Raw genomic sequence first — 16,056 nt, forward strand, 5'->3', positions numbered from 1 at the left:
GGCGGGAAATGGCGACAGAATTGGAATCTCGAGTTCGCGAAGCGTTATTGGCGGTGGTTTTACCGGGCATGTCATCGCCGCTCGCACAGTTTGCCGATATTCATTCTCTTGCTGTGAAGGGCGCCAGCGTTGACGCGGTGGTTGAACTCGGATTTCCGGCACGCAGCGCGCAACAGTCTTATGAGCAAGCGTTGTCGGCCGCGTTGAAATCTTTAGACGGCGTTGCCGATGCCGCTGTGCGGGTAACGTGGAAAGTAGCGCCGTATGCTGCTCAGCAAAATATTAAGAGCATGGAGAATGTTCGCAATATTATTGCAGTGGCCTCGGGTAAGGGTGGGGTCGGTAAATCGACCACCGCAGTTAATTTGGCGCTGGCGCTGGTGGCGGAAGGTGCACGAGTTGGCTTGTTAGACGCCGATATTTACGGCCCTAGCGTGCAGATGATGCTGGGCGTTGCCGATGGCGTGCGACCCAAGCAATACGGCACCCATTATTTATTGCCGATTGAGGCGCACGGTGTGCAGTCGATGTCGATGGGCTACTTGGTTACCGAAGATACGCCTATGGTGTGGCGCGGACCAATGGCAACCGGTGCGCTTCAGCAGCTATTGAATCAAACGTATTGGCAGGATCTAGATTACCTAATAATTGATATGCCGCCGGGTACCGGCGATATTCAGTTAACCTTGTCGCAAAAAGTACCGGTATCGGGTGCTGTTGTCGTTACCACGCCGCAGGATATTGCATTGCTCGATGCCAAAAAAGGAATTGAAATGTTCCGTAAGGTCTCGGTGCCGGTGTTAGGTATTGTCGAGAATATGGCAGTGCATATCTGCAGTGAGTGCGGGCATCATGAACATGTGTTTGGCGAGGGTGGCGGTGCGCGGATGGCCAGTAATTACCAGGTGCCAATGTTGGGTTCGCTGCCTTTGTCTATGCAGATTCGCAGTCAGGCAGATTGTGGTAAGCCGGTGATGGTCGCGGACCCAGAAGGTGATGCGGCGGCATTATATCGCGCTGTTGCAATTGGCATGACGGCAGAATTGGCCAAGCGCCAGCGATTGCAGAGCAACGCCTTTCCCAATATTTCCATCAGTGACGATTAAATTATTTTTATTAAGCCGCGGCTTAGAAGCTAAGGGGATGCAATGAGTATTAAGTCGGATAAGTGGATTCGCCGCATGGCTGAAAATGAGGGCATGATTGAGCCCTTTGAACCGGGCCAAGTGCGGGCGCAGGGTGGTGCCAAGATTATTTCTTATGGTACTTCAAGCTATGGCTATGACGTGCGCTGCGCCAATGAGTTTAAGGTATTTACGAATATTCACTCGGCAACGGTTGATCCCAAAGCCTTTGATGACAAGAGCTTTGTGGATATCACCGGCGATTATTGCATTATCCCACCCAACTCTTTTGCTCTGGCACGCACCGTGGAATATTTTCGGATTCCTCGCAGCGTACTGACCATGTGCCTGGGTAAATCAACCTATGCGCGCTGCGGTATTATTGTAAACGTCACACCGCTGGAGCCTGAGTGGGAAGGTCATGTGACGTTAGAATTTTCTAATACCACAACGCTACCTGCTAAAATTTACGCGAACGAAGGCGTGGCGCAGATGCTGTTTTTTGAATCAGATGAAATTTGTGAAGTGAGTTACAAAGATCGTGGCGGCAAGTATCAGGGCCAGACCGGCGTTACTCTGCCGAAAACTTGAGAAAAGCGCTAAGCGCTTGACGGTGTGCGCGCCCTTGGTGCGTAAGGGCAATGCGGGCAAGCCGCTAGCCCTTAACTTTCTTGCCGTTAAGGGTGGCGCTGAGCAGCTCAAGTGAATAGGTGTCGTCCTCGTCAATTTGCTCTAAACGAACAATTAAATAATTCCAATCTTTTGCCAGCCATACGATGGTTTCGCTATCACTACCTTCCCGGCTGCGGCTCAGTTTAACGGTGTTTAATTTGCCGACTGGACTGTCGATTACTTCTTCGCCAATTTTTTCTACTTGGTAGGTTTTATGTTTGCCTCGGTTGACCACGGTCTGGGCCATGGCGGTATCGAAGCGGCCGTGGATAAGTGCTTGACGCATTTGCAGTTGCGCGCTGAGCTGGTCAAAGGTGCCTGCGGTTAAAGCTGCGGTCCACGGTTTGCGGTATTTTTTATCGCTAGCCAAGCCTTTTTGCCAATCGAAGTTAATTTTCTGATCTTGTCTGCTGCTGAAATTATTGCTGTATTCATAGCTTAACGGGCGCAGGCCCTTGGCGCCGTCTTCAATCACGCTTTCTTCGCTCACTTTAATAAACATGAGTTTAGCGTGCTGGGATAGCTGCCAGTTATTTCCTTGCTTACTCAGGCTGCGAGTAGCCGTCGTGGTCAGGCTATTGCTGCTGATTTTGTATTCAGCTTGGTAAGGCAGGATTTCGCTTTGTTGAGAGGTTGGGGCACTAAGCGGTTTAGTGTTCGTGGGTTCGCTCGCTATTGGCTTGGTTTTAATGGTCTGAACGGGAACCAGCATTGTGGGGCCGGCATCTGGCGTCGCGCTAATGCCGCCGCCGCTAGCAAGTGCATGGCTTGCTAGGGTGCAAAATAGCAATACGGACAGGCTAATCTTGCTGAAAAAGAATGCCATTTTCGGGTAAGACTTGCGCATCGAATACCGCCTTTGAATTCTGCAAAACCAAACGTCCCTCGGCAAACCAGCGCGCCGCCATTGGGTAGATAGTATGCTCTTTGGACAGTACACGATCAGCAAGTGCTGCAGCATCGTCGCCGGGAAATATCGGTATTTTTGCCTGAATAATAGCGGGGCCGCCGTCGAGCTCTTCGGTAACAAAGTGAACTGTGGCGCCGGCCTCGCTGTCGCCTGCGTCTAGGGCACGCTGGTGAGTGTGCAATCCTGGATATTTAGGCAGCAGTGAGGGGTGGATGTTAATCAGTCGCCCTAAATAGTGACGGACAAACCCTGGTGTGAGTATTCGCATAAAGCCAGCAAGCACAACTAGGTTGGCATGATAGCTGTCAATGCAAGCTTGTAGTTCAGCGTCGAAGGCTTCTCGGCTGGCGAACAGGGTGTGATCAATACAGGCGGTAGCAATGCCCGCCTGCTTGGCGCGATCAAGACCAAAGGCTTGCGCCTTATTGCTGATTACCGCGCAGATTTCAACGTCTGGCAGCAGGCCGTCTCTGCTGGCATCAATAAATGCCTGCAGGTTTGAGCCGCTGCCAGACAGCAGTATGACAAGTTTACAAGGCATGATTTACATGCCTTGAATGGTGACTTGCGGCTCGTCTTCCCCTGCTGCATCTATGCTGCCGATCACTTGCGCCACTTCACCTTGTTGGCCGAGCATGTCAAGAACGGCCTCAACGTCATCGGCGGCAACCGCCATGACCATACCGATACCGCAGTTGAAGGTGCGGTACATTTCCCGCGCTTCAACATTACCCTGCTCTTGGAGCCAGTCAAATATCGGCGGGCGCTGCCACGTTGTGCTATCGATAACCGCTTTGGTGTTGCGCGGTAGAACCCGAGGAATATTGTCGAGTAGGCCGCCGCCAGTGATGTGGGCAAGGGCGTTGATTCGATATTGTTTGATAACCCGCAGTACTGGTTTGATGTAAATCCGAGTTGGTGCGAGCAGTGTTTCGCCCAGGGTGCTATCGCCAAATGCTTGGTCTAGTTTGGCGCCGCTGTGCTCAATAATTTTGCGCACCAGCGAGTAACCGTTCGAGTGAGGACCTGATGAGTTAATGCCGATCAGTTTGTCGCCGATTTTGACAGAGCTACCGTCAATAATATTGGCTTTTTCGACGATGCCAACACAGAAGCCTGCTAAATCGTAGTCGTCGCCCTCATACATGCCAGGCATTTCAGCTGTTTCGCCGCCGACTAGTGCGCAGCCTGCTTGCTCGCAGCCGATACCAATTCCGCTGACAACGCTGGCAGCAATATCGACATTCAGCGCGCCAGTGGCGTAGTAGTCGAGAAAGAATAAAGGCTCGGCGCCAGTCACCAGCAAGTCATTGACGCACATGGCGACCAAATCGATACCGATGGTGTCGTGAATTCCCACTTCCATGGCAAGTCTGAGTTTGGTGCCTACACCGTCCGTGCCTGAGACCAGTACGGGCTCTTTATAGCCGGTCGGAATTTGGCACAGGGCGCCGAAGCCACCTAGGCCGCTCATGACCTCGGGGCGGCGGGTGCGTTTGGCAACATCTTTAATGCGTTCTACGAGCGCATCACCGGCATCGATATCAACGCCGGCATCTTTATAGCTTAAGCTGGGCTTACTGGTGTCAGTCATAGTCGTTGGCTGTCCTCTAAGAGGGCGCCATTCTAGCTTGATTAGGACATTAATTCAGTAGCAAAAACGCGACTTTTTGCCACTACTCACGACGATCTCGCGGCGGCTTGCTACAATAGCAGCTCGAGACAGGGAAAAGGGCATGAAACAAGTGAAGCAAATAATCAGGGTGTCGGTCGTATTTTTGCTATTGGCGACAGCTGGGGCCAGTGTGGCGGTGGCTGATACAGTGGCAAATTTATATGATGAACAGCTGGTGGTAGAGTCTCAATCGCCGCAAACCCTCAAAAAAGCCGCAGCTGAAGCGCTCGCCCGCGTGTTCGTGAGGGTCTCAGGCCGCGGTGATATTACGGGTAACCCTTCATTGAATGAGGTTCTGACTCGGCCTGAACCCCTAATTACGCAGTATCGCTACCAGCGCAGTAAGGATGAGAACGGCGAAGATATACTGCAGCTAAATCTTAGTTTCTCTCCTATGCAGGTGAACTCCGAACTGCAGTCTGCAGGTTTGCCAGTCTGGTCAGCTAACCGGCCAACGGTATTGGTGTGGTTGGTGGCAGATACCACCGATGGGCGCCAATTTGTTGGTACGGATAGCCAGGCTGAGCTGTATCGTGATTTAAAAGCGGCGGCTCAACGCCGTGGCTTGGCATTGCAGATGCCGCTATTTGATTTAGCGGATTCAACGAATTTGACGGTGGATCAGCTTTGGACGATGTCGGTGGCGGATGTGCGCCTAGCATCGCAGCGTTATTCGGCGCCATTTGTATTGATGGGCCGGGCTTCGCAGTTTTCGACTGGGCAGTGGGTGGCGAGCTGGCAGGTGTTGCAAGGCGAAGACAGGGTAGCGTTAGAAAGTGATGGTTTGGATGGTAAAGAGTTGCTGGCGGCCCCGATTAATGCGCTCGCAGACCTTCAAGCAGCAAAATATTCAGTGGTTGCGAGTGGAGCAAGTAGTAGTGCGAATAGTTTAATCCACGTTAGCGGGATTGCTAACTTTGCTGCCTACGCGGATATGGTTACTTATTTAGAGGGCTTGGCGGTGGTGCAGCACGCCAATACCATTTGGCTGTCAGATAATGAGTTGATTTTGGAGTTGGTTTTAAATGACGACATGGAAAAAGTTAAGCGTTTCCTTAGTCTTGATGGTCGTCTATTAGAGGAGGCGTATGCCGGAATGTCGGCTAGCGCTGCAACGCAGTCTGTACGCGGTTACTATCGCTGGTCAGGTAGAGCTTTGTGAATACCCTGCCTAAGCCTGTGTGGGTGATGATATCACTTGCGCTAATTGTGCTGGTGATCCACATGCTGGCGCCCATACTAATGCCATTTCTACTTGCTGCAGTACTTGCTTATATGGGCGATCCCCTTGCTGATCGGCTAGAAGCGCGGGGTATGGCGCGAACTTGGGCTGTGGTAACGGTATTCGCATGCCTAAGTCTCTGCGGCTTCCTTTTACTTGTTATTACTTTGCCGTTGTTGATTGAGCAGTTGCAGCTGTTGATGGAGCGTTTATACGACGGTCTGCGCTGGCTGCAATCCACAGCTTTGCCGAAACTGCGGGGTTATTTGGATTTGCCGGAACAAACGGAGCCTATGGATGCTGCTCGGAGCGCGATAAGTCAGCACTGGCAGAGTGCGGGGGGTATCCTTTTCTACCTTTGGGATAAAGTCAGTGGCTCTAGTCTCGTCCTCGTCGCGTGGCTGGCCAATATTACCTTGGTGCCGGTCGTGACGTTTTATTTGCTGCGCGATTGGGATGTTTTGATGGCAGCTATCCGTAATTTGTTGCCGCGTTCAATAGAGGCGCGCACGGTACTTATTGCTCAGCAGTGTGATGAAATTCTCGGTGCCTTTGCGCGGGGGCAACTATTGGTCATGTTAGCGTTGGCCGCCGTGTATACCGTGGGGCTTTGGGTCGTGGGTTTAGATCTGGCGTTGGTGCTGGGTATAGCGGCGGGTTTAGCGAGTATTGTGCCGTACCTCGGTGTTATTGTCGGTATTGCTGCGGCGGGTACGGCTGCGTTTTTTCAGTTTGATGGCTTGTGGCCACTTGCGGGCGTGGCGGCGGTATTTGGCGTAGGACAATTATTAGAGTCAATGCTATTAACGCCGATGTTGGTTGGTGAAAAGATAGGCTTGCATCCGGTGGTGGTTATTTTCGCCATCTTGGCGGGTGGTCAATTGTTTGGTTTTGTCGGCATATTGCTGGCACTGCCGTTTGCTGCGGTAATTAAAGTGATGATTAATCACTTGCACGACGAGTATAAATTAAGTGGTTTTTATGGTGCAGTGCCCGCCGCGCCGGAAGTGTCGGAGAGCGATGATTGATGGCTAGCCCGCAATTGCCGCTAGCGCTGAAGCTGGACAGCGACGCGACCTTCGATAATTTTTACATCACTGGCGACCACCAGCTGTTGGTTAATCAATTGCGCGAGCAGGCAATGGCGCAGGGTGAACAATGGATTTACCTTAGCGGCGGCGTCGGTCGCAGTCATCTTCTGCAAGCATGCTGTCATTTGGCTAGCGCGAGCGGCTTGTATGCTCGTTATATTCCGCTGGCCGATGTGGTGGATTACGAGCCAGAGGCATTGCTTGAAGGGTCTGAATTTTTGGATTTGCTGTGTTTAGATGATCTTGATGCCGTGGCTGGACAGGCAAGCTGGGAGCGCGCGCTGTTCAATTGCTACAATCAAATGCTCGCAACCGGCGCCAGAATGCTTGTGGCATCGGCTAAACCGCTAACTCAGCAGGGTATTGTGCTTGCCGACTTGCATTCACGCTTGCAAAGCTTCAGTGTGTATCTGCTTCGAGATTCGGATGAAACTGCCAGACTTGCGGCATTTCAGCTGCGCGCTAGGCTGCGAGGTATGACAATACCGGATGCGGTTGTTGAATATATTTATATGCGCTGTCAGCGAGACCTTGCGAGTTTGTTCGGTATATTGAATACTCTGGATCAGGTTAGCTTAGTCGAGCAGAGGAGGTTGACTATCCCGTTTGTAAAGAAAGTGATGGGATGGTAGATCTTTTTTTTTAAAACATTTGGTATTAGCGCCAAATGAGACTATTTTTACCGTGTGCATGGGAACTTGCTCGCGCGTAAGCGTTCGGAGTGCTGATTTTCAAAGTGCATTGCTCGTCGTGCTACGTGGTAAAATTACACAAAATCACACGTGCACCGGGCAATGCTCGTGTTATTCTGAGCAAATGGCGTGCTTTCACGGCATAGCAAAGGAATTTTCTAAAAAAATGAAGGGGAGTGTTATGCGTAAATTTCTATTGGGTGCAGCCATTGCAAGTTGCATGGTGCCATCAATGGCGTCTGCGGCTGAAGAAGGTACTTGGTATTTAAACCCTGCTATTGGTTATCAGGTATTTGACGGCTCGCGTGACTTGACTAGCACCGAAGTCGCATTATTTGGCGCAGAATACGTGCTAAGTAAAGACTGGGGTGTTGAATTGCGCGGCTTGTACAGTGTTGCGGCAAGTGACCGTAATATTCGCGCTCAAGATCAAAAAATTCTTGGTAGCAGCATTGATATGCTTCGCTACTTTAGCCTTGGTGGTCAGAATGCAAAATTCACTCCTTACCTCGCAGCAGGTATGGGCGTGATCGAAGCTGATTATGAAAGCGGCCGCTACGACAGCCAGACTCAGTTGAATGCTGGTGGTGGTGTACGTTATACCATTGACGAAAAATGGTCTGTTCGTGCTGATACGCGCTTAGTGTACGGTACTGACCACGAAACTCAGGACGGCAATGCGTCAATTGGTTTGAGCTATGCCTTTGGCGGTTCACCTGCTCCTGCCCCAGCACCCATGCCAGTATCTAACGACTCTGATGCAGATGGCGTAGTAGATGGCGTTGATCAGTGCTCTGGCACACCTGCTGGAGTTGCCGTAGATGCAAAAGGTTGTGCATTGGATAAAGACGGTGACGGTGTACCAAATTACCGTGACAAGTGTCCAAACACACCTGCAGGTCGTCAGGTTGATAAATTCGGTTGTAAGTTTGTTATTAAACACTCCGAAAGCATTAAACTGGAAATTAACTTCCCGAACAACTCAGACGCGATTCCTGTTGCCTATGCGGCAGAGCTGAAAAAGGTTGCTGCGTTTATGACTAAGTTTAGTGGTGTTAAAGCAGTTGTTGAAGGTCACGCCGATAGCAATGGTGCCGCCGCTTATAACAAGCAGTTGTCACAGCGTCGTGCAGACTCTGTTCGCAAAGCGCTGATTCGCGATTACAACATCGCAGAGAATCGCTTGAGTGCAGTTGGTTACGGTGAAGAGCGTCCGATTGCCGATAACAAAACGTCAGAAGGCCGTCGTGCTAACCGTCGTGTTGTAGCGGTAATCCAGGCTGAAGTTACTGAATAATCTTCGGTAAGTTCACTGTGAAAAGGGGCCTTCGGGCCCCTTTTTTTGTGAGGAATAATTGGTGTATCACTTATCTGGGTGAATCAGTAGCTCGTTGCCTCCCTTCACTACCCCTCCTTATAGGCAATATTTTTCGCGCCTGGGCTAGATCGTAAATCCCTATTTTTGGTTAATTTTGTATACTTTAGTTAGCATTTTTCAGTGCTATAGCTGCTGTACCTCTGGCGGCGTTAGTGGTTGAATCTGCCGCAAATCCCCTTCCTTGGTAAGTCTGAATTTAACTGGCATGGTTCTTGTAGAACCTAGTTAGATAAGGCCGAAAACAGCTTATAAATCACCATAATGGTGCACATGGCGGCGGCTTGTAATTGACCGTGCGCTCCACTTTGGTGCTGCGGTGAGAGGGAGGTGTAAATGATCTTTGGCCGTAAAAACCGGAAACCAATTACAATTGTTGACAAGAAAGTTGTCGATTGGAAGTACGCGGTATGTGGTTATTGCTCTACAGGGTGCTCAATTGAAGTCGGTTTAAATGCCCAAGGTAAACCTGTAACTAGTCGCGGTAAGGGCAATGCACCCGTAAACCAGGGAAAATTATGTATAAAAGGGATTTTTGAACATGAGTTGAGCGATAGCGCCGGACGCGGTGTGGAGCCACTCATTCGCAATAAGATATATGACACGTTTCAGCCCACTAGCTGGGATGCTGCGCTGGACAAAACTGCCGCCGAGTTCGTACGAATTCAGGAAAAATATGGTCGCGATAGTGTCGCGGTTGTATCTACTGGCCAATTATTGACCGAGGAGTTCTATACCCTAGGCAAATTGGTGCGGGGTGTAATTGGTACGAATAACTACGACGGCAATACGACACTGTGTATGGCCTCAGCCGTTTCTGGTTACAAGCGATCATTTGGTGCCGACGGCCCGCCAGGCTGCTATGACGATTTTGAAGATACCCACTGTTTAATGGCCTTTGGCTCAAATTTGCCTGAACAGCACCCTATTATTTATTGGCGTCTGAAAGAAGCGCTAGAAAAGCGTAAATTTCCGCTAATCGTGATTGATCCTCGCGTCACGATGTTTGCACAATTTGCAGATATCCACTTACCCATTACGCCGGGAACCGATTTAGTCTTATTGAATGCCTTTGCCCACGTGATTTTGGCGGAAGGGCTGCAAGATCAGGCTTATATTGAGGCGCACTGCAATGGTTTTGAGGAGCTGAAAGCAACCGTTGCTAAATACGATCCCGTTACCGCCTCGCGGATTTGTGGCATTGATGCCGACATGATTAAGAACGTGGCCAGAATTTACGCGAAGGCGCCGTCAGCGATGAGTATCTGGACCATGGGGATCAATCAAAGCACCCATGGTACTGACGGTGTCTGTGGCATCAATAATCTGAATTTAATTACCGGCAATATTGGTATTCCCGGTGGCACAAGTTTGTCGATTACTGGCCAGTGTAATGCCATGGGTACCCGGGAGTGGTCATCATGTTCTGGTTTGCCGGGCTATCGGGCATTGGAAAAACAGGAACATCGAGATGAAGTCGCTAAGTTCTGGGGCGTGGATGAGAGCTTTTTTCCCGCCAAGCGCGGACTTCAGCAAACGGACATCTTTCCCGCGATTGAGTCTGGCGAGATCAAAGCCTTGTGGATCGTCGCGACCAATCCACTAACATCAATGCCCAACCAGCCGCGTATTAAGAAAGCCTTGGAAAAACTTGAATTTATGGTGGTGCAAGACGGCTACAAAGATTGCGAAACCGTTAATTTTGCGCATGTGTATTTACCTGCGGCAGTTTGGGGCGAGAAAGAGGGTGTGCTTACCAATACTGAGCGTAGAGTTAATCTAGTGCGCAAATTCGTTGAGCCACCGGGTAATGCCAAGGCGGACTACTGGATATTTAATGAGCTGGCAAAGCGCTTTGAGCGTGGTCGGGCAATGACATTTCCGGAAAGTAGTTCTGATATCTTTGACGAAATGAAGCAGCTGTCTAAGGGGGCGACGCGCAATCTTGATATTTCCGGCATGAGTCACGACCTGATAGAGGCGCAGCGCGGTATACAGTGGCCGATGCGTGAAGGCGACGACACGGGTAATGCACGCTTGTATAGCGACGGCGTATTCCCGTCGCCAAATGGCAAGGCGAATTTGTTAGCCATGGATTATATCGAAGACAATGAAGTGCCCGATGACAGCTATCCATTCTGGCTGAACAGTGGGCGCGTTATTGAGCATTTTCACACTCGCACCAAGACCGGAAAAATCGGCAATTTGAATAAATTTAGTCCTACGCCATATATGGAAATGAACCCCGACTCAGCGCGGGAGCAGGGCGTTAAACATCAGAGCTACGTGCGTTTGGTGTCTAAGCGTGGCGACGCGGTGGTGATGGTGCAGCTCACTCAGCGTGTACCTCACAATATGGTTTTTATCCCGATGCACTACCACGACTGCGTGAATCGCCTGTCGCTTGGTCTCCTCGATCCTTATTCGCGTCAGCCAGCGTTTAAACAGTGCGCGGTGCGAATTGAGCAAATCGATCAGAAAGAAGCTGGGCGACTTAACGTTGAGCGCCGAGCGTATTAATTGGCGCGAAATCGATTCGCGCAGAACACCTTGAAGTTTAGTTGATGAGTTTTCAGAGCGGCCTAGCAATGCAGTTGTAGGGCGTTCTCCAAAGGGTCTTATATATGTGGAAAGTTAGAGACGATGAACCCAGTTATGCTTTTCTTAAGGAGCCGACAGCGCCAGAGGTAAATTACTACGAGGCGCCCATCGATCTTATTGCGCGCACTGGCGGTGCGTTGCCCGCGGGCCGGGAAATGTTTATTAACGAAGAGCCGGGGGTGGGGAATAACCCCAACCGAAATAAGCAACACGCTTTTCATTTTACTGCAGACAATTGTATCGGCTGTCATGCTTGTGAAGCCGCGTGCAGTGAGAAAAACGACAACCCTGCACATATTAGCTTTCGTTCAGTTGGCTATGTTGAGGGTGGCACCTATCCTGACTTTAAGCGCATGAACATCTCCATGGCCTGTAATCACTGTGACGACCCGGTGTGTTTGAAAGGCTGCCCGACCCGTGCTTACACCAAACATGTGGAATACGGAGCGGTACTGCAGGACCCTGAAACCTGTTTTGGTTGCGGTTATTGCACCTGGGTTTGTCCCTACAATGCACCTCAGCTCGACCCGATTAAAGGACAAGTATCCAAGTGCAATATGTGTGTTGACCGCTTGGAAGTGAATTTAAAGCCAGCTTGCGTTTCTGCTTGTTTGGGTAACGCGCTCAATTTTGGCGTAGTGGATGATCTACCCGATAATCGCGAACAGGGTAAGCTGAGTATTCCAGGGTTCCCTGATCCTGAAATAACTCACCCTAATATTCGTTTTCAACAGATTAAAAATATGCCTGACGAGGTTACCCGCCCTGATGGCATGGAGGTTAAATACCATAAGGGGGATGACGGTCAATATCGTCCCGTTGTTGACCAGAAGAAAGGCGTGGATAAAAAATGGAGCCTCGGCAAACTCAGTTCGCGTGAGAATCCTTTGGTTATCTTTACCCTTGTCAGTCAGACGTCGCTGGGTGCATTTCTATTGAGTTTCCTCGGCGCCCAATTTGGTATTGAGAGTGTTGTCGCTCTGCGGGAATCGGTGATGTACGTCCCCTTGATGGCCGTCACCGTCGCGTTGGCGGGGCTCGGTATGCTGATGTCGGCGACGCATCTTGGTAAGCCGTGGCGCTTTTACCGGGGCTTTAATAATTTGCGCCATTCGCCAGTGTGTCGCGAAGGTTTGGGCATGCTTTTGTATATGGTTTTTGCGGGCGTGCACCTGTTAGCGATGTTACCTGAAAATGCCGTGTTTATTTCAATGCTTGGCGAGTGGGGTAGCTTTAGGACAGTAGCCAGCGTAACTGGCTATTTGGCGCTAATTGCTGGTGCAGTTGGGCTTTATTATATGTATCGCTGCTACCGTATTCCGGCGCGGCCATTTTGGAATCACTGGCAGACGGGAAGCGCATTTTTAGGTACCGCACTGAGCATGGGCAGCGTGGTATTAGCACTTATTGGCGTGCCAACGTTGATGCTAATTGACGCGGGCGGCCTTGCGCTACTGAAGCTAAGCATGTGCGGCATTATCTTTGGTAGCGCTTTAGAAGCGGTTGGTTTGTGGTGGCATGCCGCGGCTATGAATAAGGGCAATAACGAAGGTAGTGTATCGCATTACATTCAAAGCACTTTATTTGGCAAGAGCTATGCCTTACGGAATGTACTGTTATTGGCGAATTTAATTCTGGCGTCTGCGCTTTTGAGTAGTGCTAATCTCGGCGCTCTGACGTTACTGGGTGGCGTAGTATTGTGTGGCTCGATATTGGCAACAGCAATTATCGGCCGCTGCCTGTTTTACGTTTTGGTTATACCCACTACCATGCCTGGCGCTTTCTTCTGGAAGAATAAGGATTTTGAGGAGCATGCCCGGGATATCGGTTTAGCCAATATGCCGCAAGTTGGGGTAGTTGCACACGCGCACTAAAACGTACGAGGTAGCGAAGCAGTGCTTCGCTACCTTCTGCTAGTTATAGGGTGTGTTAGCGAGGCCCAATGGAGAGGGCTAAAATCATGCTCAATTCGGCCATAGAGCGACCACTCTCCTGCTGCATTTCATTAAAAGCCGACTGAACTTTCTTTAAATCACGCTGAGCGGTAACTTGCGCTTTGTCGATTATGCCCGTGCTGAGCAGGGCGGTGCATACATCTCTGCTTAAAATAAAGGTGTCTTTACCACTAAACCGCAGAAAATACTGACCGGAATTACCACCAAGACGGCTACCGTGCTTCTTTAAATACGCCCATAAGCCGGTAATGTCGTCACTTGGCCAGCTGGCCAAAAAATTGCCAAAGCTTCCGTGCTCGCGCTGGATATCGAGTACAAATAGGGCATTGTCTTGAACTGATTTCACCTTGGTTAAATTGCGAACAATTCGTTTGTCGCTGGCCATGGCTTCGATTTCTTCGGGCGACCGCGATGCGACCCAAATCGGTAAGAAACCATTGAATACCGCTTCGAAGCCCGGCCATTTCAAACTGATAACTCGCCAGACAAAACCGGCTCGAAACACGCAGGCCGCCATTTCTGCCAAATACTGACGATCTGGGATGGTGGCTAATTCTTCTGCGGCGAGGCTGCTGGGAAGCCGATCTTCGACAGCGGCAAGCGAGCCGTGCTGTGCAATCGCGCGCTCCAGGTATGTGGTATACAACGTGGTCATTGTTTGAATTCCCTAATTCGCAGTCAATGGATGCCTAGTGTGCACTTCATTTAGCTAGCCTATGGGTGCAGAGTTATGATGAATGAGCGTACTGCAGACGGATGATAGAGATCACTGCGCATAGCCGTTTATGATAGCGTAATGATGGGCATTGTATCGACTTAGCGGCAATGGAATACCTCAATCAAGATGACAGGCGTTCAATCGATTATTGTTGCCATTTTGATTAAAAGCGACTTAGGACAAAAATAATGACAGAGAAAAGCTGGGATCACAGCGTTGACGTGTTAATTGTAGGCAGCGGCAATGGTGCGCTAGCAGCGGCCTTGAGTAGCTACGAGATGGGTGTCAAAGACCTGCTGATTGTTGAAAAATCGGCCGAGATCGGTGGCACCAGTGCAACCTCGGGTGGTGGGGTCTGGATTCCTGGTAATCGCTACGCAAAAGCGGCGGGCGCGCAGGATAGCTTTGAGGACGCAAAGGCTTATCTCTTAAATACCACACCCGAAGGTGCGGTTCCCGAAGAAATGGTCGACAGCTATCTGCGCAACGGCCCAAAAATGATCGATTTTTTGCATGAGTGCAGCGATGTTCGCTATGAAACCTTAGAGCATTACCCAGATTACTATACCAATGTTGCTGGCTCGCGTACTGGGCACCGGTCAATGGAGCCGGCGCGGTTTGACTCCTCACTGCTTGGCGACGACGTCAAACGGCTGCGGCCCTCGCATCATATGATGCGACTCTTTAATCGAATTTATTTCACCCAAGTTGAAGCAGCCCTACTGACCTTGCAGGGGCCGGGCTGGATCAAACTAACCCTGAAACTAATTGCTAGCTGGGCCTTTGATTTTGCGTGGCTGATCAAGGGCAACGGCTTGGGTCGCGATGTGTGCACGGGGGCGGCCGGTGTTGCGCGGCTGTGGTATTCAGTTAAAAAGCGCAATATTCCCTTGTGGGCCAGCTCGCCAATGGAGGAGCTGATCGAAGAAGATGGGCGAGTGGTTGGCGCTATTATTCAGCGCGATGGCAAAAAGCTGAGGGTGCAGGCTCGTAAAGGCGTGATTCTGGCTGCGGGTGGTTTTGAGCGCAATCAGCAGATGCGCGAAGAGTATTTGCCTGCCCCAACGAGTAGTGACTGGAGCGGCGGCGTAGAAGGTAATACCGGCGATGCCATTCAAGCAGGTTTAAAACTCGGTGCGGCGACACGACTAATGGACGGGGCATGGTGGTGTACAACGGTATCTGTACCTGGCGAGCCAGCTCCGCGCTTAAGTGTTATGGAAAAATCCTACCCTGGCTCCTGTATCGTCAATCTGCGTGGTGAACGTTTTGCCAACGAGTCGCAGAACTACATGGCGTTTCAGAAAGACCTTTACAAGCAACACAGTGAGGCTGCGCCTTGTTCGCCAATGTATCAGATATTCGACGCCCGTTTTCGCCGGGACTATATTGTCGGTCCTTTGATGACAGCCTCTTTGAAACCCGATTGGACCATACCCAAAGAATGGTTTGAGACAAAATTGGTGGGTAAGGCCAATACTGTTCGTGAGCTAGCCGAGCAGTTGGGCATTGATGCAGAGAACTTGGAGAAAACCGTCGGCAAGATGAACGCCTACGCGAAAACAGGTAAAGACCTCGATTTTCAACGCGGTGATTCGGCGTATGATCGTTACTATGGCGATCCGCGCTTTGAACCTAACCCCTGCTTAGGCGTAATCGATGAAGCACCGTTTTACGCTATGCGTCTAGAGGCTGGTGATTTCGGTACGCAGGGTGGATTGGCAACCAATCCCGATGCGCAAGTGCTTAAGAGCGATGGCAGTGCAATTGACGGTCTGTATGCGGTGGGAAATTGCAGCGCCGCGGTACTGCCAACCTATCCGGGCCCTGGGTCTACTTTGGGGCCGGCAATGACATTTGCGTATCAAGCCGCCAAACACATTAGCGGCTTCCAAGACTAATACCTGATCGCAGGGCCGACACTGATTTTTATCCTCGGTGCCGGCCCTGTAATACAATGTGGTGTCACATAATCCTCATATTACTGACATAAAACTGTCAGTGTTTTGTCGCAATTCCTC

General features: G+C 50.5%; 13 protein-coding genes. 9 read left to right on the forward strand and 4 right to left on the reverse strand.

The features are described 5' to 3' along the window. Positions 1-8 precede the first annotated feature (8 nt). Both apbC and dcd read left to right on the forward strand, forming a co-directional pair. Positions 9-1,106, forward strand: coding sequence for an iron-sulfur cluster carrier protein ApbC (gene apbC, locus ABD836_RS17165; RefSeq protein WP_344938351.1), 1,098 nt, complete (start codon positions 9-11; stop codon positions 1,104-1,106). A gap of 42 nt (positions 1,107-1,148) precedes the next feature. Beyond that, on the forward strand, positions 1,149-1,715 hold the full coding sequence (gene dcd / locus ABD836_RS17170) for a dCTP deaminase (protein WP_344938353.1): 567 nt from the start codon (positions 1,149-1,151) through the stop codon (positions 1,713-1,715). A 64-nt stretch (positions 1,716-1,779) separates the two neighbouring features. Here dcd and ABD836_RS17175 read toward each other — a convergent pair whose 3' ends face one another. The 3 genes from ABD836_RS17175 to purM are packed head-to-tail and all read right to left on the reverse strand — an operon-like array spanning position 1,780 to position 4,300. After that, positions 1,780-2,643: a DUF3108 domain-containing protein gene (locus ABD836_RS17175; RefSeq protein ID WP_344938355.1), complete on the reverse strand. Its 864-nt coding sequence runs from the start codon at positions 2,641-2,643 to the stop codon at positions 1,780-1,782. Further along, positions 2,597-3,247 (reverse strand): phosphoribosylglycinamide formyltransferase, encoded by a 651-nt coding sequence (gene purN, locus ABD836_RS17180; RefSeq protein ID WP_344938358.1) that lies wholly within the window; start codon positions 3,245-3,247, stop codon positions 2,597-2,599. Before purN ends, ABD836_RS17175 begins: the two co-directional genes overlap by 47 nt. A gap of 3 nt (positions 3,248-3,250) precedes the next feature. Then, positions 3,251-4,300 (reverse strand): phosphoribosylformylglycinamidine cyclo-ligase, encoded by a 1,050-nt coding sequence (purM, locus tag ABD836_RS17185; protein ID WP_344938360.1) that lies wholly within the window; start codon positions 4,298-4,300, stop codon positions 3,251-3,253. Positions 4,301-4,442: 142 nt separating this feature from the next. On the opposite strand from purM, the gene ABD836_RS17190 reads away from it, so the two are divergent. From ABD836_RS17190 to ABD836_RS17215, 6 genes are all read left to right on the forward strand, one after another. Next, positions 4,443-5,543, forward strand: a complete 1,101-nt coding sequence (locus ABD836_RS17190; protein WP_344938362.1) for a DUF2066 domain-containing protein — start codon at positions 4,443-4,445, stop codon at positions 5,541-5,543. After that, positions 5,540-6,631, forward strand: coding sequence for an AI-2E family transporter (locus ABD836_RS17195; RefSeq protein ID WP_344938364.1), 1,092 nt, complete (start codon positions 5,540-5,542; stop codon positions 6,629-6,631). Before ABD836_RS17190 ends, ABD836_RS17195 begins: the two co-directional genes overlap by 4 nt. Next, positions 6,631-7,326, forward strand: a complete 696-nt coding sequence (gene hda / locus ABD836_RS17200; protein ID WP_344938366.1) for a DnaA regulatory inactivator Hda — start codon at positions 6,631-6,633, stop codon at positions 7,324-7,326. Before ABD836_RS17195 ends, hda begins: the two co-directional genes overlap by 1 nt. A 241-nt stretch (positions 7,327-7,567) precedes the next feature. Further along, positions 7,568-8,683, forward strand: coding sequence for an OmpA family protein (locus tag ABD836_RS17205; RefSeq protein WP_344938368.1), 1,116 nt, complete (start codon positions 7,568-7,570; stop codon positions 8,681-8,683). A 414-nt stretch (positions 8,684-9,097) separates the two neighbouring features. Beyond that, on the forward strand, positions 9,098-11,281 hold the full coding sequence (locus ABD836_RS17210) for a molybdopterin oxidoreductase family protein (RefSeq protein ID WP_344938370.1): 2,184 nt from the start codon (positions 9,098-9,100) through the stop codon (positions 11,279-11,281). Between the two features lie 104 nt (positions 11,282-11,385). Further along, positions 11,386-13,236 carry a DmsC/YnfH family molybdoenzyme membrane anchor subunit gene (locus ABD836_RS17215; RefSeq protein ID WP_344938372.1) on the forward strand — a complete coding sequence of 617 codons (1,851 nt, stop codon included), beginning with the start codon at positions 11,386-11,388 and terminating at the stop codon, positions 13,234-13,236. A 55-nt stretch (positions 13,237-13,291) separates the two neighbouring features. Here the strand turns inward: ABD836_RS17215 and ABD836_RS17220 are convergent, their stop codons facing one another. Then, the gene (locus tag ABD836_RS17220) at positions 13,292-13,972 is read right to left on the reverse strand and encodes a DNA-3-methyladenine glycosylase I (protein ID WP_344938374.1); all 681 of its coding nucleotides are present in this window, start codon (positions 13,970-13,972) and stop codon (positions 13,292-13,294) included. A 251-nt stretch (positions 13,973-14,223) separates the two neighbouring features. Here ABD836_RS17220 and ABD836_RS17225 point away from each other — a divergent pair, with 251 nt between their 5' ends. Beyond that, positions 14,224-15,936: an FAD-binding protein gene (locus ABD836_RS17225; RefSeq protein WP_344938376.1), complete on the forward strand. Its 1,713-nt coding sequence runs from the start codon at positions 14,224-14,226 to the stop codon at positions 15,934-15,936. Positions 15,937-16,056: the final 120 nt, after the last annotated feature.

It is taken from the genome of Zhongshania borealis, from assembly GCF_039539625.1.
Taxonomy (GTDB): Bacteria; Pseudomonadota; Gammaproteobacteria; order Pseudomonadales; family Spongiibacteraceae; genus Spongiibacter; species Spongiibacter borealis.